This is a genomic window from Cellulomonas sp. EB106-03-03-XG116, from assembly GCF_058792015.1.
This window is the reverse complement of sequence record NZ_JBYTEP010000002.1, coordinates 88,327-107,856: the sequence shown is the minus strand read 5'-3', so window position 1 is coordinate 107,856 and position 19,530 is coordinate 88,327. Positions and strand designations below refer to the sequence as shown.

The following is a 19,530-nucleotide window of genomic DNA, read 5'->3' as shown; positions in this document are numbered from 1 at the left end:
CTCCTTGGAGCGCGCTCGAAGTCAAGGCGTCGCCCTGCGGGCCGCGGCCCGCGGTCGTAGCGTCGAGGGACCATTCACCCCCGAGGAGGACCGCGTGAAGCTCCGCCACCTGCCGCTGCGCCTGGGCGCCGGCGCGTACATCCTGAACTCCGGCCTCGACAAGCTCGGTGCCGACGAGGAGACCGCGAAGGGCCTGCACGGCACCGCGGCCGGCGCGTACCCGTTCCTGTCCGGCGTGGACCCGAAGACGTTCACGACCGGGCTCGCCGCCGCCGAGGTCGGCCTCGGCACCGCGCTGCTCGTGCCGGTGCTGCCGCGCGTCGTCGTCGCCACCGGGTTCACCGCGTTCTCCGCCGCGCTCGTCGGCATGTACCTGCGCACGCCGGGCCTGCACCGCGGCGAGGGCGACCCGCGGCCCAACCCGGACGGCGTCGGGATCGCGAAGGACGTCGTCATCCTGGGCGCCGCGGCGTCGTACCTGATCGACACCCTGACGTCGTCGGCCAAGAAGGCGGGGGCGAAGGCGGCCAGGAAGGCGACGAAGGCCGTCCACCGCTGAGGCCCGGCGGCCCCACCTACGCTCTCCGGCCCCGCCCGCCACGATCGTCGCGGGTCGGGCCGGAATGCGTAGGCGGCGTGCTGACGCCCGGCGGTCCCGGACGGCGGGGCGGCCCGGCCCTAGGCTCGGTGCCGCCCGCGTCGTCCGCGTCCGAAGGAGCGTCATGCGCCAGCCCACCCGGTGGGAGCAGATCGGCCGGCAGAACCCCGACCGGTCCGCCTGGTACGTCGAGCGGTTCCGCACGATGGCCGCCGAGGGCGCCGACCTCGCCGGCGAGGCGCGGATGATCGACGCGATGGTGCCCCGCGGGTCCCGCGTGCTGGACGCCGGCTGCGGCCCGGGCCGGGTCGGCGGGGAGCTCGCGCTCCGGGGCCACACCGTCGTCGGGGTCGACGTCGACCCGCTGCTCGTCGAGGCCGCGCGCGCCGACCACCCCGAGGGCGACTGGCACGTCGGCGACCTCGCCGAGCTGGACCTCCCCGCCGTGGGCGTCGCCGAGCCGTTCGACGTGGCGGTCATGGCGGGCAACGTGCTGACGTTCGTCGCGCCGGGGACGGAGGCCGAGGTGCTGCGGCGGATCCGCGCGCACCTCACGCCCGGCGGGCGGCTGGTCGTCGGGTTCGGCGCGGGGCGCGGGTACGCGTTCGAGGCGCTCGACGCCGACGCCGCGGCCGCGGGGTTCGTCGTGCAGCACCGGTTCGCGACCTGGGACCTGCGACCGTTCGGGCCGGACGCGGACTTCCTGGTGGCGGTGCTGGGCTGAGCCGCGGCCGCCGATCCCGGGGTGGTCGGCGCGCGGGCGGCGTGCCACCCTCGTCCGCATGGCCCGGTTCTTCGACGTCCACCCCCACGACCCGCAGGCCCGGTCGATCGGCCAGGTCGTGCAGCTGCTGCGCGACGACGCCCTGATCGCCTACCCCACCGACTCCGGGTACGCGCTCGGCTGCCGGATGGAGAGCCACACCGGCGCCGAGCGGATCCGCGCGATCCGGCACCTGACGGACAAGCACCACTTCACGCTCATGTGCACGGACTTCGCCCAGCTCGGGCAGCTCGTGCGGCTCGACAACGCGCCGTTCCGGGCGATCAAGGCCGCGACGCCGGGGCCGTACACGTTCATCCTCCCGGCGACCAAGGAGGTCCCCCGGCGGCTCGCGCACCCCAAGAAGAAGACCGTCGGCGTCCGGATCCCCGACTCCCGGGTGGTGCAGGCGATCCTGCACGAGCTCGGCGAGCCGCTGCTGTCCTCGACGCTGATCCTCCCGGGCGACACCGAGCCGCAGACCGACGGCTGGACGGTCAAGGAGGAGCTGGACCACGTGGTCGACGCCGTGATCGAGGCCGGCGAGGTGTCCGCGGAGCCGACGACGGTCGTCGACTGGTCGGAGGGCTACCCCGAGGTGGTCCGCGCGGGCGCGGGCGACCCGGACCGATTCGCCTGACGCGCGTGGTCCCGCCCGACCTGCCCGACGACCCCGGGTTCCCCGCCGCCACCGCCCCCGGCGCGCGCGACCTCGTCGAGCTCGACGGCGCCGTGGTCGAGTGCCGCGCGTGCCCGCGGCTCGTCGCGTGGCGGGAGCACGTCGCGACCGTGAAGCGCGCCGCCTACCGGGACCAGGAGTACTGGGCCCGGCCCGCCCCCGGGTTCGGCGACCCGCAGGCCCCCGTGCTGGTCGTGGGCCTCGCGCCCGCGGCCCACGGCGCCAACCGGACGGGCCGGATGTTCACCGGCGACCGGTCGGGCGACTTCCTGTTCGCCGCCATGCACCGCGTCGGGATGGCGTCGCAGCCGACGTCCGTGCACGCCGGCGACGGGCTGACCCTCACGGGGGTGCGGATCACGGCCCCGGTGCACTGCGCTCCGCCCGACAACAAGCCGCTGCCCGAGGAGCGGCACCGCTGCGGGCCGTGGCTGGCGCGGGAGCTGGAGATCGTGCGCCCGCGGGTCGCCCTGGTGCTGGGGGCCTTCGGCTGGGACGCGCTGCTCCGCACGCTCGCCGAGCAGGGGTGGGCGGTGCCGCGCCCGCGCCCGCGGTTCGGCCACGGCGCCGAGCAGGTGCTCGACCACCCCGGCACCGGCGAGCGCCTGACCCTGCTGGGCTGCTTCCACGTCAGCCAGCAGAACACCTTCACCGGCCGCCTGACCCCGGACATGCTCGACGCGGTCCTGCTCCGCGCCCGCGCCCTGGCCGCCTGACGCCGAGGTCGAGGGTTTCGGCGCGTGAGCCGGTCGGAAACCCTCGACCTCGGCGGAAACGCTCGACCTCGGCGGACCGGGCTCAGGCCAGCGAGCGGCCGCCCGTCACGCCGATGCGCTCGCCGGTGATGTAGCTGCTCTCCTGGCTCGCGAAGAACACGTACGCCGGGGCGAGCTCCGCCGGCTGGCCCGCGCGGCCCAGCGGGGTGTCCGCGCCGAACTCCTTGACCTTCTCCGCCGGCATCGTCGCGGGGATCAGCGGGGTCCAGATCGGCCCGGGCGCGACGGCGTTGACCCGGATGCCCTGCTCGGCGACCTGCTGCGCCAGCGCCTTGGTGAAGTTGAGGATGCCGGCCTTCGTGGTGGCGTAGTCGATGAGCTGCGGGCTGGGCTCGTAGGCCTGCACCGACGTGGTGTTGATGATGCTCGACCCCGGCTGCAGGTGCGGGAGCGCGGCCTTGGTGATCCAGAACATCGCGTACAGGTTGGTCTTGAAGGTGCGGTCCAGCTGCTCGGTCGTGAGGTCCAGCAGCCCGTTCTCCTGGGACATCTGGAAGGCCGCGTTGTTGACCAGCACGTCCAGCCCGCCGAGCTCGGACACGGTGCGCTGCACGAGCTCGGAGCAGAACGCCTCGTCGCGGATGTCGCCGGGCAGGGTCAGCGCGCGGCGGCCGGCGTCCTCGACCAGCCGGACCGTCTCCTGCGCGTCCTCCTCCTCGTCCGGGAGGTAGGAGATCGCGACGTCCGCGCCCTCGCGGGCGAACCCCAGGGCGACGGCGCGGCCGATGCCGGAGTCGCCGCCGGTGATCAGGGCGCGCTTGCCCTCCAGCCGGCCGGAGCCGACGTACGACTCCTCGCCGTGGTCGGGCTGCTGCTGCATGTCGTCCGTGAGGCCGGGGTGCGGGATGTTCTGCGCCGGCTGCTCGGGCTCCGGGTGCTGGGTCTGCGGGTCCTGGGGCGTCGTCTGGTCGCTCATGCTCACCCATCGTCCGCACCCCGCGGCGGACCGCCACCGGAGCGGGTGAACCTCGGCGTGTCGGCTCCCGGCGCGTCGTCCCGAGTTGCCGCCGCGGGCCTGGTCACCCCACAGTGGCCGTCGGCCACCCGCGCTCCGACCCGCACGTCCACGTCGCGCGCACAACCGCAGCACAGGCTCCCCGCAGCGGGAGTCCTAGGGTGGCGGTCCGGACCTGAGGAGGAACGTGAGCCAAGGCGACGAGCAGTACGTCGAGATCTGGGGCGACCGCGTGTCGATGCGCGACCTGCTGCTGGCGCTCGCGGTCACCGCCGCCGCGACGGTCGGCGCCGTCGTCGTCGGGCGCGCCCTCGGCTCGTCCGAGTTCTTCTGGGGCCTCGGCGGCTCCGTCGTCGGGTTCGTCGCCGCGGTCGCGCTGATCCGGCCCAAGCGGGACGTGCGGATCGTGGCCGACGAGGACGTGGACGCGGGGCCGCCACCGGCCTGACGCCGCCCGCACCCCGCCGCGCGCCGCACCCCCCGCGCGCCAGCCGCCGCGCCCGCCGCCACCCATCCGGACGGGCGCCCCGCACCGAAAGACCTCCGTGGACCTCTCCCTGCTGCTGCCGATGGTCGCCGCCGCCCTCGCGGCCGTCGCGCTGTACACGCTGATCGGGTTCATCCCCGGCACCGACGAGACCTCGGTGCTGCTGCCCGTGACGCTCGCGCTCGTCCTGGCGGGCACCGACCCGCAGGTCGTGCTGGCGTTCTTCATCGCCGCGGTCGTGACCCTCAACCTGACGAACTCGATCCCGACCGCGCTCGTCGGCCTGCCCGGCGGGGTGCTGTCCGCGCCGATGATCGACCACGCCCTGCTGCTCAAGCGGGAGGGCCGGGCGGCGGAGACGATCCGCAAGATGGCCGCCGGGTCGGTCGTCGGCACGCTGATCTCGGTGCCGCTGGCGCTGCTCATCGCGAGCGCCATCACGCCGTTCGCCGACCAGCTCCGGGAGTACGGGGCGCTGCTGTTCGTCGGCGGCGCGGTCGTCCTGGCGCTGATCGGGAAGAACAAGGTGCTGTCGCTGCTGGCGATCGTCCCGCTCGGCCTGCTGTTCCAGGGCGTGCAGGCGCTGTACCGGCAGACGGGCGTGCTGCCCGAGGACGGCACGATCACGGTGTCGTTCTTCCTGTCGATCACCGCCGGCCCGCTGCTGCTCAGCCTGGCCACGCTGCTCAACCCGACGCTGCGCGCCGCGCTCCCCCGCGCCGGCCGGACGCCGGTCGTCATCACGCGGTCCGAGCTCAAGGGCGCGCCGCTCAGCCCGCGCCGGCTGCTGACCCGCGCCGAGCTCGGGGCCTCCGCGACGGTGTCCGCCGCGTCGACGCCGCTGTTCTTCCTCAGCCCGGTCGCGCTGACCCTCCTCATGGGCGAGGCGTCCGGCGCCCGCGCCCAGCAGCCCGTCGAGCGGTCGTCCCGGGCGATCACCTCGATGGCCGCGCTCGCGCACTCGACCTACCTGGCCGGCGTGATCATCCCGCTGCTCGCGGTCGGGCTGCCGCTGTCCCCGGTCGCCGTCGGCCCCGCGAACGCGCTGTTCAACGCGCCGCCCGTGCTGACCCTCGACAACAACCTGCACCAGCTGCTGTCGACGTCGCAGTTCGTGGTGGCCGTCGTGGTCGGCGGCGCGCTCGCGCTGGTGCTGTCCTACGTGCTGGCGGTCCGGTACTCGTTCCGGCTCACCGCGCTGGTGACCCGGTACGTGCCGCACGAGGCCGTGCTGGCGCTGTTCATCGTGTTCGTCCTGCTCCTCGCCTACCTGGACGCGGGGCTCGTCAACGTCTTCGCCGTGCTGCTGGTCGGGCTGACCTGCGGCACGCTGAACCGGTTGGGCGTCAACTTCGGGGTGCAGTTCATGTCGCTGTACGCGGCCCCGTGGTTCGTGGCGCACCTGATGTGAGGAGTCGGACCATCTCGAGCTCGAACCCGCGCAGCACCGGCCCGGGCGCCCCGCGCGCCACCGGGACGGGGCACACCCGCGCGAAGGCGATCCTGGTCGGCGAGCACGCCGTCGTGTACGGCGAGCCCGCCATCGCGCTGCCGCTGGCCAGCCTGCCGATGCGCGCCGTCGCCCGGCGCGAGGAGGGCCCGCTGGCGCTCGAGTCCGTGCTCTACTCCGGCGCGCTGTCCGACGCCCCCGAGCAGCTCGCCGCCCCGGTCGCCGCCGTCGAGGCCACGCTCGACCACCTGGGCCTGCCGCACCGGGACGTCGTGCTGTCCACCGAGTCGACCATCCCCGCCGCCCGCGGGCTCGGCTCCAGCGCCGCCACCGCCGGGGCGCTCGCGCTCGCGCTGGCGGACCTCGCCGGGCGCACCCTGACGCCGCAGGAGCACTTCGACCTGGTCCAGGTCGGCGAGCGGGTCGCGCACGGCAACCCCAGCGGGCTCGACGCCCGCACCACCGCCTCCACCGAGCCCGTGTGGTTCCAGGCCGGGGAGATCCGGCCGCTCGACCTCGCGCTGCGCGCGCACCTCGTCGTCGCCGACACCGGCGTGCACGGGCGGACCCGGGTCGCGGTCGCCGACGTGCGGTCGTTCCGGGACCGGCACCCCGCGCGGGGCGCGGAGCTGATCGCGGAGCTCGGCGCCATCACCCGGGACGTCGTCGACGACCTGGCCCTCGACCGCCCCACGGAGCTCGGCGCCCGGATGACCCGCGCGCACGGCGCCCTCGCGGAGCTCGGCGTCTCCTCCCCCGAGCTGGACCGCCTGGTCGGCGCGGCCCTCGCGGCCGGCGCCCTGGGCGCCAAGCTCACCGGCGGTGGCCAGGGCGGATGCATGCTGGCGCTCGCGGCCGACGCCGCCTCCGCTGGTACGATCGCCGCTGCCCTGCGCCGCGCGGGAGCGGCGCGCACGTGGCTGCACCGGACCGACGCGCGGCGCCCCGTCGCCCCCTCCGCCCAGGTGCCCCTCGGATGACTGACTCCGCGACCGCCGTCGCGCACGCGAACATCGCGCTCGCCAAGTACTGGGGCAAGCGCGACGAGGCCCTGGCGCTGCCCGCGACGTCCAGCCTGTCGCTGACGCTCGACGCGTTCCACGCCACGACCACGGTGACGCCCGACCCCGCCGCGACCGAGGACACCGGCACCCTCGACGGCCGGCCGATGTCCGACGGTGAGCTCGTCCGGGTCCGGCGGTTCCTCGACCTGGTGCGCTCGCTCGCCGGGTCCGCCGTGCACGCGTCGGTCACCTCGGTGTCGACCGTGCCGACCGGCGCGGGCCTGGCCTCGTCCGCGAGCGGGTTCGCCGCGCTCGCCGGGGCCGCCTCGGCCGCGTACGGGCTGGACCTCGACCCCCGCGCGCTGTCCCGGCTGGCCCGCCGCGGCTCCGGCTCGGCGGCGCGCTCGGTGTTCGGCGGCCTCGTCGTGTGGCACGCCGGCACCGACGACGCGTCGTCGTTCGCGGAGCCCGTCCCCGGCGGCGAGGCCGGCGGCGCGCTCGACCCGGCGATGGCGGTGGTCGTGCTGGACGCCGGCCCCAAGTCGATCTCGTCGCGCGAGGCCATGCGCCGCACCGTCGAGACCTCCCCGTTCTTCCCGTCCTGGACCGAGTCGACCGAGGTGGACGTCGCGCTAATGCTCGACGCCGTGCGCGCCGGCGACCTGCCGACCCTGGGCGCGCTGGCCGAGTCGAACGCCCTGCGGATGCACGCGACGATGCTCGGTGCGCGCCCGCCGGTCCGGTACTGGACCGCGCACACCGTCGGCGTGCTCGACCAGGTGCAGGCGCTGCGCGCCGACGGCCTGCCCTGCTGGGCGACCATCGACGCGGGACCGAACGTCAAGGTGCTGTGCGCCGGGCGCCACCTGGCCGCCGTCGCCGGGGCGCTGTCCGAGGGCGGCACCCGCCGCGTGGTGACCGCCCGCCCCGGGCCGGACCTGCGCGTGACGACCGGAGGTGCCGCGTGACCGCGCCCGACGCCATCGAGGTCAGCGCCCCCGGCAAGCTGTTCGTCGCGGGCGAGTACGCCGTCGTCGAGGCGGGGTACCCCGCGGTGCTCGTCGCCGTCGACCGGCACGTGACCGTGCGGCTGGCCCGCGCCGAGGGCGCCGGGTCCATCGCGTCCGACCAGTACGGCCGGCTGCCCGTCGTCTGGCGGCGGGACGGCGGCCGGGTCGTGCTCGACCACGACAGCCGCCCGTTCGACTACGTGCTCGCGGCGATCGACGTCGTGGAGCGGTTCGCCGCGGAGCAGGGCCGCGAGCTCGGCTTCTACGACATCACGATCACCTCCGAGCTCGACGACCAGTCCGGCCGGAAGTTCGGCCTCGGGTCGTCGGCGGCCGTCACCGCCGCGACCGTGCGCGCGCTCGACCGGTTCTACGCGCTCGACCTGCCGACCGACCGGCTGCTCCGCCTGGCGCTGCTGGCGACCGTCGCGGTGAACCCGATGGGCTCCGGCGGCGACGTCGCGGCGAGCCTGTACGGCGGGTGGATCCGGTACGCCGCGCTCGACCGCGACTGGCTGCGCACCGCCCAGGCGGCCGCGGAGTCCTCGGGCGCGCTCCGGCCGCTGTCCGCGCTCCTCGACGCCGACTGGCCGGGCCTGTCCGTGCGCCGGCTGCCGACCCCCCGCACGATGCGCCTGGTCGTGGGGTGGACCGGCGTCCCGGCGTCGACCACCCGGCTGGTCGAGCGCATGCAGTCCCGCAAGGGCGCCGCCGAGGCCCACTACCCCGACTTCCTCGCCGCCTCCCGGGAGTGCGTGGATGCGCTGGCCGACGCCATCGAGCGCGACGACGCCGCCGCCGCCAAGGCGCAGATCCACCGCGCGCGCGGGCTGCTCACCTCGCTCGCCCGCGCCGCCGGCGTCGACATCGAGACCCCCGCGCTGCGGACGCTGTGCGAGACGGCCGAGAGCGTGGGCGCGGCCGCCAAGTCGTCCGGCGCGGGCGGCGGCGACTGCGGGATCGTGCTGGTCGACGCCGACACCGACCTGGAGCCGATGCTGCGGGACTGGGCGCTGTCCGACGTGCGGCACCTGTCCCTGCGGGTGCAGCAGCCGTGCGACAGGGAGGACGTGCGATGACCCGCGACGACGTCCCCCTGTCGGGCCAGGACCAGCCCGTCGCCGACGCCGACGTGGCGACGCCGGCCGAGCAGGACGCGCGCCGCAAGGACGACCACGTCCGCCTCGCCGTCGCCCAGCACGCCGAGCCCGGCCCGAGCGACTTCGACCACGTCCGCCCCATGAACCACCCGCTCGCGGCGGGCGACCGGGCGCAGGTCACCCTGCGGACCACCGGCCGGGTGCTGGACTGGCCGGTGCCGCTCTACATCAACGGCATGACCGGCGGCACCGCGCACACCGCGACCATCAACCGCGCCCTCGCGATCGCCGCGCGCGAGACCGGCGTGCCCATCGGGTCCGGCTCGACGGGCATCCTGCACCGCGAGCCCGCGGCGATCCCGTCGTTCCGGGTGCTGCGCGACCTCAACCCCGACGGCTTCGTGCTGGCGAACGTCAACGCCAACCTCACGCCCGCCCAGGCGCGCCGCTCCGTCGAGATCCTCGGCGCCGACGGCCTCCAGGTGCACGTGAACCCGGCGCAGGAGATCGTCATGCCCGAGGGCGACCGCGACTTCACGCGCTGGGCCGACAACATCGCGGCCATCGTCGACGGCGTGGACGTCCCCGTGGTCGTCAAGGAGGTCGGCGCCGGCATGAGCCGCGGCACCGTCGAGCGGCTGCGCGACCTCGGCGTCGCGGCCGTCGACGTCTCCGGCCGCGGCGGCACCGACTTCACCGCCATCGAGTCCGCCCGCCGCACCGACGGCGGCATGGACTACCTGGCCTCGTGGGGCCAGTCCGCCGTCGAGGGTCTGCTCGACGCCTCGTCGGTCGACGGGGTCGACCTCCTGGCGTCCGGCGGCGTGCGTCACCCGCTCGACGTCGTGCGCGCGCTGGCGCTCGGCGCCACGGCGGTCGGCGTCGCCGGCGGGTTCCTCCGCACGCTGCTGACCGACGGCGAGGCGGCCCTCGTCGCCCGCATCGAGTCCTGGCTCACCCAGGTCGGCGACATCATGACGCTGCTCGGCGCCCGCACCGTCGCCGACCTCCGGCACGTGGACCTGCTGCTGACCGGTCCGGTGCGCGAGTTCTGCGACCTCCGCGGCGTCGACGCCCGCGGCTTCGCCCGCCGCAGCGGCCTCTAGCCCGCCGGCGGTCCCCCGGCCCGGGAGGTGCGTCTTCCGCCCCCGGTATACCGATCGTATCCTCGGCGCATGACCATGACGACGATCAAGATCGACTCGGACCTGCGGGACCGGATCAACGGCGCCGCGCGCGAGCAGGGCGTGACGGCGGGGTCGTTCGTCGAGCTGCTGTTCGAGCGGTGGCTCCGGGACCAGCGGTTCGCCGCGATGCGCGAGGCGATGGCGCAGACGCCGACCGAGCAGCTGGACTCGTACCGCCGGGAGGTCGCGCTCTGGGACACCACCGCGGCGGACGGGCTGGCCGACGAGCCGCCCTACGGAGCCGGGCAGGACGACGCCCGATGACGCCGGACGCGGCGGGAGCCGCGGACGTGGCGACCGTCCCCGGCGAGGTGGTGTGGGCCGCGCTCGGGCCCGTCAGGGGCCGGGAGCAGGACGGGCACCGGCCGGTGCTGGTCGTGGCGTCCGAGCCGTACCTCCGCGTCGTCACCACCCTGGTCGTCGTCGTGCCTCTCACCACCGCGCACCGGGGATGGCCGAACCACGTCCCGGTGCGGGGCGCACTCCGCCTGCCCGCGCCGAGCTGGGCGATGACCGAGCAGGTCCGGGCGATCGACCGGGCCCGGATCACCGGGAGGGCCGGCTACGCCGACGACGCCACGACGGCGGCCGTGGCGGTGTACCTCCGCGACTTCCTCGCCCTCGGCTGACCGGGGACCTCGGTCCCGGCGGAATACCCCCAGGGGGTATAGCGTTGCTCTCCTGACGGGGTGCGGTCGCGCCTCGCCCGGAGGGAGCGGACATGCACGGGTACAGCGGCGACAAGGACGACTACCTCAAGCGCCTCAAGCGCATCGAGGGTCAGGTGCGCGGCATCGCGCGCATGGTCGACGAGGACGTCTACTGCATCGACGTCCTGACCCAGGTCGCCGCCGTGACCAAGGCGCTGCAGGCCGTGAGCATCGGCCTCGTCGAGGACCACCTGGGCCACTGCGTCGTCGACGCGGCCCGGCAGTCCGAGGAGGCCGGCGCCGAGAAGGTCCGCGAGGCCTCCGAGGCCATTGCCCGGCTCGTCCGCTCCTGATCCCCCCGACCCGCACCGCGAGAGGAACCACCATGAGCCAGACCACCCGCTTCTCCGTCGACGGCATGACCTGCGGCAACTGCGTCCGCCACGTCACCGAGGAGCTCACCGCGCTGCCCGGCGTCACCGACGTGCAGGTCGACCTGGTCGCCGGCGGGTCGTCGCCCGTCACCGTCACCTCGGACGCGCCGCTGACCGACGAGGCGATCGCCGCCGCCGTCGACGAGGCCGGCTACGCCGTCACCCCGCGGAAGTCGCTGCTGTGACAGCCGACGACCCGCGCACCACCGCCGACCTGCCCGTCGCCCCGGTCGGTACCGTCGACCTCGCCGTCGAGGGCATGACCTGCGCCTCCTGCGTCGCGCGCGTCGAGAAGCGGCTCAACCGCGTCCCCGGCGCACGGGCGACCGTGAACCTCGCGCTCGAGAGCGCGCACGTCGAGGTGTCCCCCGCCGAGGACGGCAGCACGCCGGACGTCGACGCGCTGGTCGCCGCCGTGCGCGCAGCCGGGTACGACGCGACGGTGACCGGGAGCCGCGACCTGACCGCACCGACGGCGACGGCCGAGCGTGCCGCGCACGGCACGGCCGCGCGCCACGGGGCGGAGCACGCCGGGCACGACATGGCCGGCATGGACCCGACCGAGCACGCGCTGTCCGGCCACAGCATGGCGCCGGGCCACGACATGGACCCCGACGAGGACACCTCCGCCCCGACGGACGCGCGCGGCACCGACCTGCGCCGCCGGCTCCGCGTCGCGGCCGTCCTGACGGTCCCGGTGCTGCTGCTGTCGATGGTGCCCGCGTGGCAGTTCACCGGCTGGCAGTGGCTGGTCACCGCGCTCGCGCTCCCGGTCGCGACCTGGGCGGCCTGGCCGTTCCACCGCGCCGCGGTCCGGGCTGCCCGGCACGGCGCGTCGACGATGGACACGCTCGTCTCGATCGGCATCGTGGCGGCGACCGGCTGGTCGCTGTGGGCGCTGCTGCTCGGCGGCGCGGGCGAGCTCGGCATGACCATGACGCCGACGCTCTGGCCCGCCGCCGACGACGGCATGGGCGCGCACATGCCCGAGCTGTACTTCGAGGTCGCGGCCGTCGTCACGACGTTCCTGCTGGCCGGCCGGTACGCCGAGCACCGCTCGCGCCGCCGGGCGGGGGACGCCCTGCGCTCGCTGCTCGACCTCGGCGCCAAGGACGTCGCGCTCCTCGTGACCGGCCCCGACGGCCGGCGCACCGAGCAGCGCGTCCCCGTGGACCGGCTCGGCGTGGGCGACGAGTTCGCCGTGCGCCCGGGCGAGAAGGTCGCCACGGACGGCGTGGTCGTCTCCGGCACCAGCGCCGTCGACACCAGCCTGCTGACCGGCGAGCCCGTGCCCGTCGACGTCGGCCCGGGTGACGACGTGACCGGCGCGACGATCAACACGGGCGGGCACCTGGTCGTCCGGGCGACGCGCGTCGGCGAGGACACCCGGCTGGCCCAGATCGGCCGGCTCGTCGCCGCCGCGCAGACCGGCAAGGCGCCGGTGCAGCGCCTGGCGGACCGGATCTCGGCGGTGTTCGTGCCGATCGTGCTCGTGCTCGCGGTCGGCACCCTGGCCGTCTGGCTGCTGTCCGGCGCGTCCGCGCAGACGGCGTTCACGGCCGCGGTCGCGGTGCTGATCATCGCCTGCCCCTGCGCCCTCGGGCTCGCCACCCCCACGGCCCTGCTCGTCGGGACCGGTCGCGGGGCGCTGCTCGGCGTGCTCATCAAGGGCCCGGAGATCCTCGAGCAGACCCGCGCGGTCGACACCGTGGTGCTCGACAAGACCGGCACCGTCACGGAGGGCCGCATGGCGCTCGTGGACGTGCTGACCCCCGGTGACGCCGACCGGCCGGGGGCCGACGGCCCGGCCCGCACCGCCGCGCAGCGGGAGGTGCTCCGGTACGCCGGCGCCGTCGAGGCGCTCGCCGAGCACCCCATCGCCCGCGCCGTCGCCGAGGCCGCGACCGGGCTCGCCCCGGAGGCGGCGGGCGTCGGCGGCGACGGGTTCGGGATCGGCACCGACGAGGTGCACGAGTTCCGCGCCGAGGCCGGCCGCGGCGTGAGCGGCGTCGTCCGCGCGGCGCACGCCGGCGTCGGGCTGTCCCGGCGGGTCCTGGTCGGCCGGCCCACGTGGCTGGCCGAGCAGGGGGTCCCCGCCGACGCCGACCTGGGCGCGCGGTTCGCCGCCGCCGAGGCCGACGGAGCCACCGCCGTCCTGGTCGCCTGGGACGGCGCCGCGCGCGGCGTGCTCGTGCTGCGCGACCCGGTGAAGGAGGGCTCGCGGCGCGCCGTCGAGGACCTCCGAGCCCTCGGGCTGCGCCCGGTCCTGCTGACCGGCGACAACGCGGGCGCCGCCCGCGCGGTGGCCCGGGCGGTCGGGATCGCCGAGGCGGACGTCGTGGCCGAGGTGCTGCCCGCCGACAAGGTGGACGTGGTCCGTCGGCTGCAGGGCGAGGGCCGGCGGGTCGCGATGGTCGGCGACGGCGTGAACGACGCCGCGGCGCTCGCCACCGCGGACCTGGGGCTCGCGATGGGCACCGGCACGGACGTGGCCATCGAGGCCGCCGACGTGACCCTCGTCCGCGGCGACCTCCGGTCCGCCCCGCAGGCGGTCCGGCTCGCGCGCCGCACGCTGCGGGTCATCAAGCAGAACCTGTTCTGGGCGTTCGCGTACAACGTCGCGGCGATCCCGCTCGCGGCGCTCGGCCTGCTCAACCCGATGATCGCGGGCGCGGCCATGGCGTTCTCGTCGGTGCTGGTGGTCGCGAACTCGCTCCGGCTGCGCCGGTTCGCCTGACCGCGGCCGCGCAGCCGCCCACCGCACCCGGCCCCGGGGCGTTCTTCCGGACGTCCCGGGGCCGGCCCGCGTCGAGGCGCTACCGTCAGCACCGACCGCCGCCCCGGCCCCGGAGGAGCAGCCCGTGCCGACCCGTCCCGTCCTCGAGATCGCCGTCCAGGACCTGGCGGGCTACCGCGTGGCCGCCGACGCCGGGGCCGCGCGCGTCGAGGTGTGCGCCGCGCTCGCCGCGACCGGCGGGCTCACCCCGGGCGCCGGCCTGCTCGCCGCGCTGGTCGCCGAGCGCGAGGCCCGCGCCGCAGGCGGCGCCGCCCCGACGGGCGTGCACGTGCTGGTCCGGCCCCGGCCGGGCCCCTTCGTCTACGACGCCGACGAGCTCGAGGTCCAGGTCCGCGAGGTCCGTGCGGCGGTCGGCCTCGGCGTCGACGGCGTCGTGGTCGGCACCCTCACCGCGGACGGCCGCGTGGACGAGAAGGCGCTCGACGCGCTGGTCGCGGCTGCGGACGGCCGCGAGGTGACGTTCCACCGGGCCGTCGACTCCGTGGCGGACCCGCTGGCCGTGCTGGACGCCCTCGCCGCCGCGGGCGTGACCCGGGTGCTGTCCTCGGGCGGCGAGGCCCGGAGCATCGACGGCGTGCGCCGGCTGGCCGCGATGGTCGAGCACACCGCGGGCGCCGTCCAGGTCATGGCCGGCGGCGGCGTGCGCCCCGTCGACGTCGGCGCGCTGGTCGCGGCCGGCGTGGACGCCGTGCACCTGTCCGCGAGCCGGGTGGTGGCCGGCGACGGCGGCCCCGGCGGCGGGGGCTCCGCGGGTGGCTGGACGGTCACGGACCCGGAGGTCGTCGCCCAGGCGGCCGCGGCGATCGCCCGCGCCTGACGCCGCACGAGGCGGCCGCCGCGAGCACACGGTGCCCCGCTCAGTCGACGTCCAGGCGACGGTCAGCGGCGGGGCCTACGCTGCCGGGCGTGACCGCCCGCGACCCGCGCCCGCCCGCCGAGCCCGCCCCGGACGCGTCCGGCGCCACCGCACCCGGGGGCGTCGCCGCCGCCACCCCGGACGCGCCGCAGCCCGCCGGCGCCCCGCCGGTCTCCGAGCGCGCCCGGCGCCGCCGCCTGACGGCCGAGATCTGGATCGTCCTCGGCCTGTCCCTCGGCCAGTCGGCCGTGTACGCGGTGGTCAACATCGCCGCGCGGCTCACCGCGGGCACCCCGCTCGCGTCGCAGAGCGCCACGCTCAACGCCAGCCGCTCCGCCCGCCCGTACCTCGACCTGACGTACCAGCTGCTGTCGATCGGGTTCGCCCTGGTGCCGGTGGCGCTGGCGCTGTACCTGCTGTCGGCGAACGGGCGGAGCGCCACCCGCCGGATCGGCCTGGACGGGTCGCGGCCCGGCCGGGACCTGGGCGTCGGGTTCGGGCTCGCCGCGCTGATCGGGCTGCCCGGCCTCGCGCTGTACGTCGTCGGCCGGGCGGTCGGCATCACGGTCGAGGTGCAGGCCGCCGCGCTGAACGCCGCGTGGTGGACCGTCCCGGTGCTGATCCTCTCCGCGCTGCAGAACGCCCTGCTCGAGGAGGTGGTCGTCGTCGGCTACCTGATGGAGCGGCTGCGGGAGCTGCGCTGGCGGACGCCCGCGATCCTCGTGACCTCGGCGGTGCTGCGCGGCTCGTACCACCTGTACCAGGGCATCGGCCCGTTCCTCGGCAACGTCGTCATGGGCCTGGTGTTCGCCGAGTACTACCGGCGGAAGCGGCGCACCATGCCGCTCGTGGTGGCGCACACGGTGCTCGACGTCGTGGCGTTCGTGGGCTACGCCCTGATCCCGGCGGCGTGGCGCGAGGCGCTCGGGATCCGCTGACGCCTCAGAGAGGCGTCGACCCGGCCGCCGCCCGGCCGCCCGCCGCCAGCTGCCGGCTGAGCGACCGGGTCGCGAACCCCGACACCAGCATGACCACGCCCGCGACGAACGCGAACAGCCCGTACACGGTGAGGATCACGTCGACGGTGCCCTGCGGCTTGATCGCCAGCAGCAGGCCGAACAGGAACCCGATCAGCCCGAACACCAGCGTCCCGGACCACGCCAGGTCGCGGGCACGGTACTGCGTGACGGCGACGACCACGGCGGTCACCCCGAGCACCAGCACCCAGAGCGCGAGCAGGTAGAACAGCACCAGCGCGGTGACGTCGGGCCACAGCATGATGAGCGCGCCGAACCCGATGCTGACCAGGCCCTCGGCGACCAGCCAGCCGAACCCGGGCCGGCCGCGCGCGAGCAGCGCCTGCATCAGCACGACGGCCCCGTCCACGACGGCGAACACGCCGAACACCCAGACGAGCGCGACGAGGGTGCCGAGCGGCTCGACCAGCAGCAGCAGGCCGAGCACGATCATCAGCACGCCCCGGAGCACCGGCAGCCACCAGACCGACCGCAGCGCCGCCGCGACCCGGCCCTCCACGTCCTGAGCCACGCGCGCCTCCCGGTCGTCGAGCGGTCCGGCCGCCGCCCGTCCGGCGGCGTCCTCGCCGGTCACGCTAGTCCCCGGGGGTCATCCTCGCGACGGAGACGGCGCCCGGAGCGGGTCATCCTCCCGGACGGAATCCGCACGGCACGCACGCAGCGGCCACGAGGGGCGACCCGCGCTGCCTAGACTCGCGACCATGCCCGACGCCTCGACCAGCGCGCCGGCGGCGCCCGGTCGACCCGACGGGCCCGCCACGAGCGCGCGCACGCGGGTGCCGCTGGACGGGCTCGGCCGCCCGCAGGTGCTCGACACCCCCGCGGTCCGCGTGCACCACCCGAGCGACCTGCTGGGCGTGGTGCTGAGCCTCGTCGGCGCCGTCGCGGTCATGGCGCTCGCGACGTACGCGCACAACACGACGTCCGGCGTCGCCGAGGACGTCCAGGGCTTCGCGTCGCTGCTCCGGCAGATCCTCGTCGTGCCGGTCACGCTGCTCGAGACCGTCGTCACCTACCTGGTGCCGATCGCGGTGCTCGCCGAGCTGGCGCTGCGCCGGCTCGGCCGGCAGATGGTCGAGGCCTCGATCGCCGCGATCGTCGCGGTCCTCGCGGCGGCGGGCGTGGCGTGGCTCGTCGACCACCTCGGGTCGGACCAGCTGGTCGCCGGGCTGTCGGTGCGCCTGAACGGGCAGCTCACGCTGTCGATCCCCGAGTACCTCGCGCTCATCGCCGGGCTGCTGACCGCGACCGGCCCGCGCACCCGCCGCCGGACCGTCTCCTGGTCGTGGAACCTGGTCTGGGTCGCGGTGGGCGTCATGGTCATCACCGCGGGCGCCTCCCTGCCGGGCGTGGCGGTCGCGCTGCTGCTCGGCCGCGCCTCCGGCCTCGCGGTCCGGTACGTCTCGGGGGTCCGCTCCGAGCGGGCGTACGGCGCGAGCCTGCTCGCCGGCGTGCGCCGCGCGGGCTGGGAGCCGCGCGTCCTGGTGCGGGTGCCCGACGAGGACGACGACGCGGCGGACGTCGCCGACCACCGCCCCGCGGCGCTGCAGGCGACCCCGGGGACCCCCGCCGTCGCCCCCAGCGCGGGCGCGCGGGCCGCGGTCCGGTACGCCGAGCACCGCGCGTACGAGATGGTCACCGAGGACGGCCAGGAGCTGGACGTGCTCGTGCTCGACGGCGACCGCCAGGTGATCGGCTTCCTCAGCCGGCTGTGGCGGTCCCTGCGGCTGCGCGGCCTGGACGGGCGGTCGGTCGTGTCGCTGCGGCAGGCCGCGGAGCGCGCCGCGCTGCTGTCGTACACCGCGACCGCGGCGGGCGTCCGCAACCCCGCCCTGCGCGGCATCGCCGAGGCCGACTCGTCGATGCTGCTCGTGCAGGACCCGGTGCCGGCCGCGACCTCCCTCGCGGACCTCGACCCCGAGGTGATCACCGACGACGTCCTGCGCGCGATCTGGGGCCAGCTCGGCACGGCGCACGAGGCGGGGCTCGCGCACCGCGCGCTGACCAGCGACGTGATCCTGGTCGCCGACGGCCCGGACGACCCGACGGTGTGGCTGGTCGGCTGGGACCAGGGCGACGTCGCCTCCTCGGAGCTCGCGCAGCGCATGGACCGGACCCAGATGGTCGCGCTGCTGGCGCTCCGCGTCGGGCCCGCCCGCGCCCTGGAGTCCGCCGTGGCGGTGCTGCCGGAGGGCGACATCGCCGCGATCGGCCCGCTGCTGCAGACCATCACGCTCCCGCGCCGCACCCGCGAGGAGCTGCGCGCGCACAAGGAGGTGCTCGCCGAGCTCCGGTCCGCCCTGGTGGCGCGGCTGCCCGAGGCCGACGTCGAGCCGGTCCAGCTGGTCCGGTTCGGCGCGCGCGCGGTGCTGACGATCCTGCTCACCACGGCCGCCGTCATCATCCTGCTGACGTCGATCAACCTGCAGACGATCCTCGACGCGCTGTCGACGACCGACTGGCGGCTGAGCGTGCTGGCGTTCCTGCTCGGCATGGCGACCCTGTTCGGGGCGGCGCTGTCGCTGGTGGCGTTCTCCCCCGTCAAGCTGTCGCTGTGGCGCGCCTCGGTCGCGCAGTCGGCGTCGACGTTCGTGGCGCTCGCCGCGCCCGCGGGCATCGGGCCGGCCGCGATCAACCTGCGGCTGCTGACCCGCCGCGGCACCTCGACCTCGCTGGCGACGGCGACCGTGGCGCTCGTGCAGGTGTCGCACTTCGTCGTGACGCTGCCCATGCTGCTGGTCCTGTCGGTGGCCTCCGGGACGAACCAGCTCGAGCGGTTCACGGTGTCCCCGACGGTGGTCGTCGTGATCGGCGCGCTCGCGGCGCTGGTCGGCGCCGCGCTGCTCGTGCCGAAGGTGCGGCAGTGGGTGGCCGCGAAGACGCTGCCGACGGTGCAGCAGACCTGGCCCCGGCTCATCGAGGTGGTCGGGCAGCCGTTCCGGCTCGCGGTGGGCCTCGCCGGGAACCTCATCACGACGTTCGGCTACATCCTCGCGTTCGAGGTCTGCCTGCTGGCGTTCAACCAGCACCTGTCGCTGGTGCAGGTCGCCATCGTCTACCTGGCCGGCAACACCGCCGGCTCGATCGCCCCGACCCCGGGCGGCATCGGCACCACCGAGATCGCGCTCGCGGGCGCGCTGACCGTCGTCGGCGTGAACCCCGGCGTCGCCACCTCGGTCGCGGTGCTGTTCCGCGTGCTGACCTACTGGTTGCGCATCCCGGTCGGCTGGGCCTCGATGCGGTACATGCAGCGCGTCGGCGAGCTCTGACGTCCCCTCCCGGGCCCTCCGCCCGGACGCCCCGGGCGCGGCCACCGGCCCCCGGGCACGCCGACGGGCGCCCGGCGCGCGGCGGCGCGGGCGCCCGTGGGGCGTGCGATCAGGAGGCGGAGGTGCACTCGCGCTGCGCGGGCACCAGGTCCCCGTGCGTGGCGAGGGTCGCCGCGATGCGGGACCAGGAGGACAGGCGCGTGGCGCTGCGCCCCGTCACGTCGGAGCGGAGGTCGGAGCCCTCACGCTCGGCCGGCTCGTAGAAGCCGCGCTGTTCCATGGCAGATCCTTCGTTCGGCAGCCCGGCTGACCTGCGGGGGTCCCGTGGCTTTGCGTCCCCTCCTCGCGGAGGGTTTGCCCTTGTCGCTGACACGGCGACTGTAGGCCCGGCGCCGGGCCGAGCGGAAGGGGGCGGAGGCGAACGGTCCACCCAGAACGCGCATTTCACCCACTCGGGCCAAAGCGGACAAAACGCGCG

General features: G+C 75.8%; 21 protein-coding genes and 1 riboswitch. Of the genes, 18 read left to right on the top strand and 3 right to left on the bottom strand.

The genetic code is table 11. The annotated features are described in order from the left end of the window. Positions 1 to 94 precede the first annotated feature (94 nt). The 4 genes from AC3WUG_RS01450 (at position 95) to AC3WUG_RS01435 (ending at position 2,756) form a co-directional block, all read left to right on the top strand. Positions 95 to 559, top strand: coding sequence for a hypothetical protein (locus AC3WUG_RS01450; RefSeq protein WP_492326004.1), 465 nt, complete (start codon positions 95 to 97; stop codon positions 557 to 559). A 163-nt stretch (positions 560 to 722) separates the two neighbouring features. Continuing rightward, positions 723 to 1,322, top strand: coding sequence for a class I SAM-dependent methyltransferase (locus AC3WUG_RS01445; protein WP_492326003.1), 600 nt, complete (start codon positions 723 to 725; stop codon positions 1,320 to 1,322). A 58-nt stretch (positions 1,323 to 1,380) separates the two neighbouring features. Continuing rightward, positions 1,381 to 2,001: an L-threonylcarbamoyladenylate synthase gene (locus AC3WUG_RS01440; RefSeq protein WP_492326002.1), complete on the top strand. Its 621-nt coding sequence runs from the start codon at positions 1,381 to 1,383 to the stop codon at positions 1,999 to 2,001. Further along, a complete protein-coding gene (locus AC3WUG_RS01435; RefSeq protein WP_492326085.1) occupies positions 1,998 to 2,756 on the top strand; it encodes a uracil-DNA glycosylase in 759 nt (252 codons plus the stop codon). Before AC3WUG_RS01440 ends, AC3WUG_RS01435 begins: the two co-directional genes overlap by 4 nt. Positions 2,757 to 2,838: 82 nt before the next feature. On the opposite strand, the gene AC3WUG_RS01430 is transcribed toward AC3WUG_RS01435, so the two are convergent. After that, positions 2,839 to 3,732, bottom strand: coding sequence for an SDR family oxidoreductase (locus AC3WUG_RS01430; protein WP_492326001.1), 894 nt, complete (start codon positions 3,730 to 3,732; stop codon positions 2,839 to 2,841). 226 nt (positions 3,733 to 3,958) lie between these two features. Between AC3WUG_RS01430 and AC3WUG_RS01425 the strand changes: the two genes are divergently transcribed. The 13 genes from AC3WUG_RS01425 to AC3WUG_RS01365 all read left to right on the top strand — a co-directional run bounded on the left by AC3WUG_RS01425 (position 3,959) and on the right by AC3WUG_RS01365 (position 15,684). Then, positions 3,959 to 4,219: a hypothetical protein gene (locus AC3WUG_RS01425; protein ID WP_147794986.1), complete on the top strand. Its 261-nt coding sequence runs from the start codon at positions 3,959 to 3,961 to the stop codon at positions 4,217 to 4,219. A 97-nt stretch (positions 4,220 to 4,316) separates the two neighbouring features. Next, positions 4,317 to 5,669, top strand: a complete 1,353-nt coding sequence (locus AC3WUG_RS01420; RefSeq protein WP_492326000.1) for a tripartite tricarboxylate transporter permease — start codon at positions 4,317 to 4,319, stop codon at positions 5,667 to 5,669. Then, complete coding sequence (gene mvk / locus AC3WUG_RS01415; protein ID WP_492325999.1) at positions 5,666 to 6,688, top strand: mevalonate kinase; 1,023 nt, start codon at positions 5,666 to 5,668, stop codon at positions 6,686 to 6,688. The genes AC3WUG_RS01420 and mvk overlap by 4 nt, the downstream gene beginning before the upstream one ends. Continuing rightward, complete coding sequence (gene mvaD, locus AC3WUG_RS01410; RefSeq protein WP_492325998.1) at positions 6,685 to 7,680, top strand: diphosphomevalonate decarboxylase; 996 nt, start codon at positions 6,685 to 6,687, stop codon at positions 7,678 to 7,680. The genes mvk and mvaD overlap by 4 nt, the downstream gene beginning before the upstream one ends. Beyond that, positions 7,677 to 8,801, top strand: coding sequence for a phosphomevalonate kinase (locus AC3WUG_RS01405; RefSeq protein WP_492325997.1), 1,125 nt, complete (start codon positions 7,677 to 7,679; stop codon positions 8,799 to 8,801). Before mvaD ends, AC3WUG_RS01405 begins: the two co-directional genes overlap by 4 nt. Beyond that, positions 8,798 to 9,928, top strand: coding sequence for a type 2 isopentenyl-diphosphate Delta-isomerase (fni, locus tag AC3WUG_RS01400; protein ID WP_492325996.1), 1,131 nt, complete (start codon positions 8,798 to 8,800; stop codon positions 9,926 to 9,928). Before AC3WUG_RS01405 ends, fni begins: the two co-directional genes overlap by 4 nt. 69 nt (positions 9,929 to 9,997) lie before the next feature. Then, the gene (locus tag AC3WUG_RS01395) at positions 9,998 to 10,273 is read left to right on the top strand and encodes a hypothetical protein (RefSeq protein ID WP_492325995.1); all 276 of its coding nucleotides are present in this window, start codon (positions 9,998 to 10,000) and stop codon (positions 10,271 to 10,273) included. Continuing rightward, entirely contained in the window at positions 10,270 to 10,638 is a 369-nt protein-coding gene (locus AC3WUG_RS01390; protein ID WP_492325994.1) for a type II toxin-antitoxin system PemK/MazF family toxin, read from the top strand. Before AC3WUG_RS01395 ends, AC3WUG_RS01390 begins: the two co-directional genes overlap by 4 nt. A gap of 92 nt (positions 10,639 to 10,730) precedes the next feature. Next, positions 10,731 to 11,012, top strand: coding sequence for a metal-sensitive transcriptional regulator (locus AC3WUG_RS01385; protein WP_147794991.1), 282 nt, complete (start codon positions 10,731 to 10,733; stop codon positions 11,010 to 11,012). Between the two features lie 32 nt (positions 11,013 to 11,044). Continuing rightward, on the top strand, positions 11,045 to 11,278 hold the full coding sequence (locus AC3WUG_RS01380) for a heavy-metal-associated domain-containing protein (RefSeq protein WP_492325993.1): 234 nt from the start codon (positions 11,045 to 11,047) through the stop codon (positions 11,276 to 11,278). A gap of 74 nt (positions 11,279 to 11,352) precedes the next feature. Next, positions 11,353 to 13,830 (top strand): heavy metal translocating P-type ATPase, encoded by a 2,478-nt coding sequence (locus AC3WUG_RS01375; protein WP_492326084.1) that lies wholly within the window; start codon positions 11,353 to 11,355, stop codon positions 13,828 to 13,830. A 124-nt stretch (positions 13,831 to 13,954) separates the two neighbouring features. Then, positions 13,955 to 14,707 (top strand): copper homeostasis protein CutC, encoded by a 753-nt coding sequence (locus tag AC3WUG_RS01370; RefSeq protein ID WP_492325992.1) that lies wholly within the window; start codon positions 13,955 to 13,957, stop codon positions 14,705 to 14,707. Positions 14,708 to 14,796: 89 nt separating this feature from the next. After that, positions 14,797 to 15,684, top strand: a complete 888-nt coding sequence (locus tag AC3WUG_RS01365) for a CPBP family intramembrane glutamic endopeptidase (protein WP_492325991.1) — start codon at positions 14,797 to 14,799, stop codon at positions 15,682 to 15,684. A 4-nt stretch (positions 15,685 to 15,688) separates the two neighbouring features. Here the strand turns inward: AC3WUG_RS01365 and AC3WUG_RS01360 are convergent, their stop codons facing one another. Continuing rightward, positions 15,689 to 16,294 carry an HdeD family acid-resistance protein gene (locus AC3WUG_RS01360; protein WP_492325990.1) on the bottom strand — a complete coding sequence of 202 codons (606 nt, stop codon included), beginning with the start codon at positions 16,292 to 16,294 and terminating at the stop codon, positions 15,689 to 15,691. Between the two features lie 190 nt (positions 16,295 to 16,484). On the opposite strand from AC3WUG_RS01360, the gene AC3WUG_RS01355 reads away from it, so the two are divergent. Further along, the gene (locus tag AC3WUG_RS01355; RefSeq protein WP_492325989.1) at positions 16,485 to 19,052 is read left to right on the top strand and encodes a lysylphosphatidylglycerol synthase transmembrane domain-containing protein; all 2,568 of its coding nucleotides are present in this window, start codon (positions 16,485 to 16,487) and stop codon (positions 19,050 to 19,052) included. 109 nt (positions 19,053 to 19,161) lie between these two features. On the opposite strand, the gene AC3WUG_RS01350 is transcribed toward AC3WUG_RS01355, so the two are convergent. Then, positions 19,162 to 19,332: a hypothetical protein gene (locus AC3WUG_RS01350; RefSeq protein WP_168216933.1), complete on the bottom strand. Its 171-nt coding sequence runs from the start codon at positions 19,330 to 19,332 to the stop codon at positions 19,162 to 19,164. 13 nt (positions 19,333 to 19,345) lie between these two features. Then, positions 19,346 to 19,421: riboswitch (cyclic di-GMP riboswitch) on the bottom strand. Positions 19,422 to 19,530 lie beyond the last annotated feature (109 nt).

Bases quoted from the DNA above. Each gene is read 5' to 3' on its own strand.
- AC3WUG_RS01355 (WP_492325989.1), top strand. From the start codon at position 16,485: ATGCCCGACGCCTCGACCAGCGCGCCGGCGGCGCCCGGTCGACCCGAC.
- AC3WUG_RS01430 (WP_492326001.1), bottom strand. From the start codon at position 3,732: ATGAGCGACCAGACGACGCCCCAGGACCCGCAGACCCAGCACCCGGAG.
- fni (WP_492325996.1), top strand. From the start codon at position 8,798: ATGACCCGCGACGACGTCCCCCTGTCGGGCCAGGACCAGCCCGTCGCC.
- AC3WUG_RS01440 (WP_492326002.1), top strand. From the start codon at position 1,381: ATGGCCCGGTTCTTCGACGTCCACCCCCACGACCCGCAGGCCCGGTCG.
- AC3WUG_RS01380 (WP_492325993.1), top strand. From the start codon at position 11,045: ATGAGCCAGACCACCCGCTTCTCCGTCGACGGCATGACCTGCGGCAAC.
- AC3WUG_RS01385 (WP_147794991.1), top strand. From the start codon at position 10,731: ATGCACGGGTACAGCGGCGACAAGGACGACTACCTCAAGCGCCTCAAG.
- AC3WUG_RS01390 (WP_492325994.1), top strand. From the start codon at position 10,270: ATGACGCCGGACGCGGCGGGAGCCGCGGACGTGGCGACCGTCCCCGGC.
- AC3WUG_RS01350 (WP_168216933.1), bottom strand. From the start codon at position 19,332: ATGGAACAGCGCGGCTTCTACGAGCCGGCCGAGCGTGAGGGCTCCGAC.
- AC3WUG_RS01445 (WP_492326003.1), top strand. From the start codon at position 723: ATGCGCCAGCCCACCCGGTGGGAGCAGATCGGCCGGCAGAACCCCGAC.
- AC3WUG_RS01375 (WP_492326084.1), top strand. From the start codon at position 11,353: ATGACCTGCGCCTCCTGCGTCGCGCGCGTCGAGAAGCGGCTCAACCGC.
- mvaD (WP_492325998.1), top strand. From the start codon at position 6,685: ATGACTGACTCCGCGACCGCCGTCGCGCACGCGAACATCGCGCTCGCC.
- AC3WUG_RS01395 (WP_492325995.1), top strand. From the start codon at position 9,998: ATGACCATGACGACGATCAAGATCGACTCGGACCTGCGGGACCGGATC.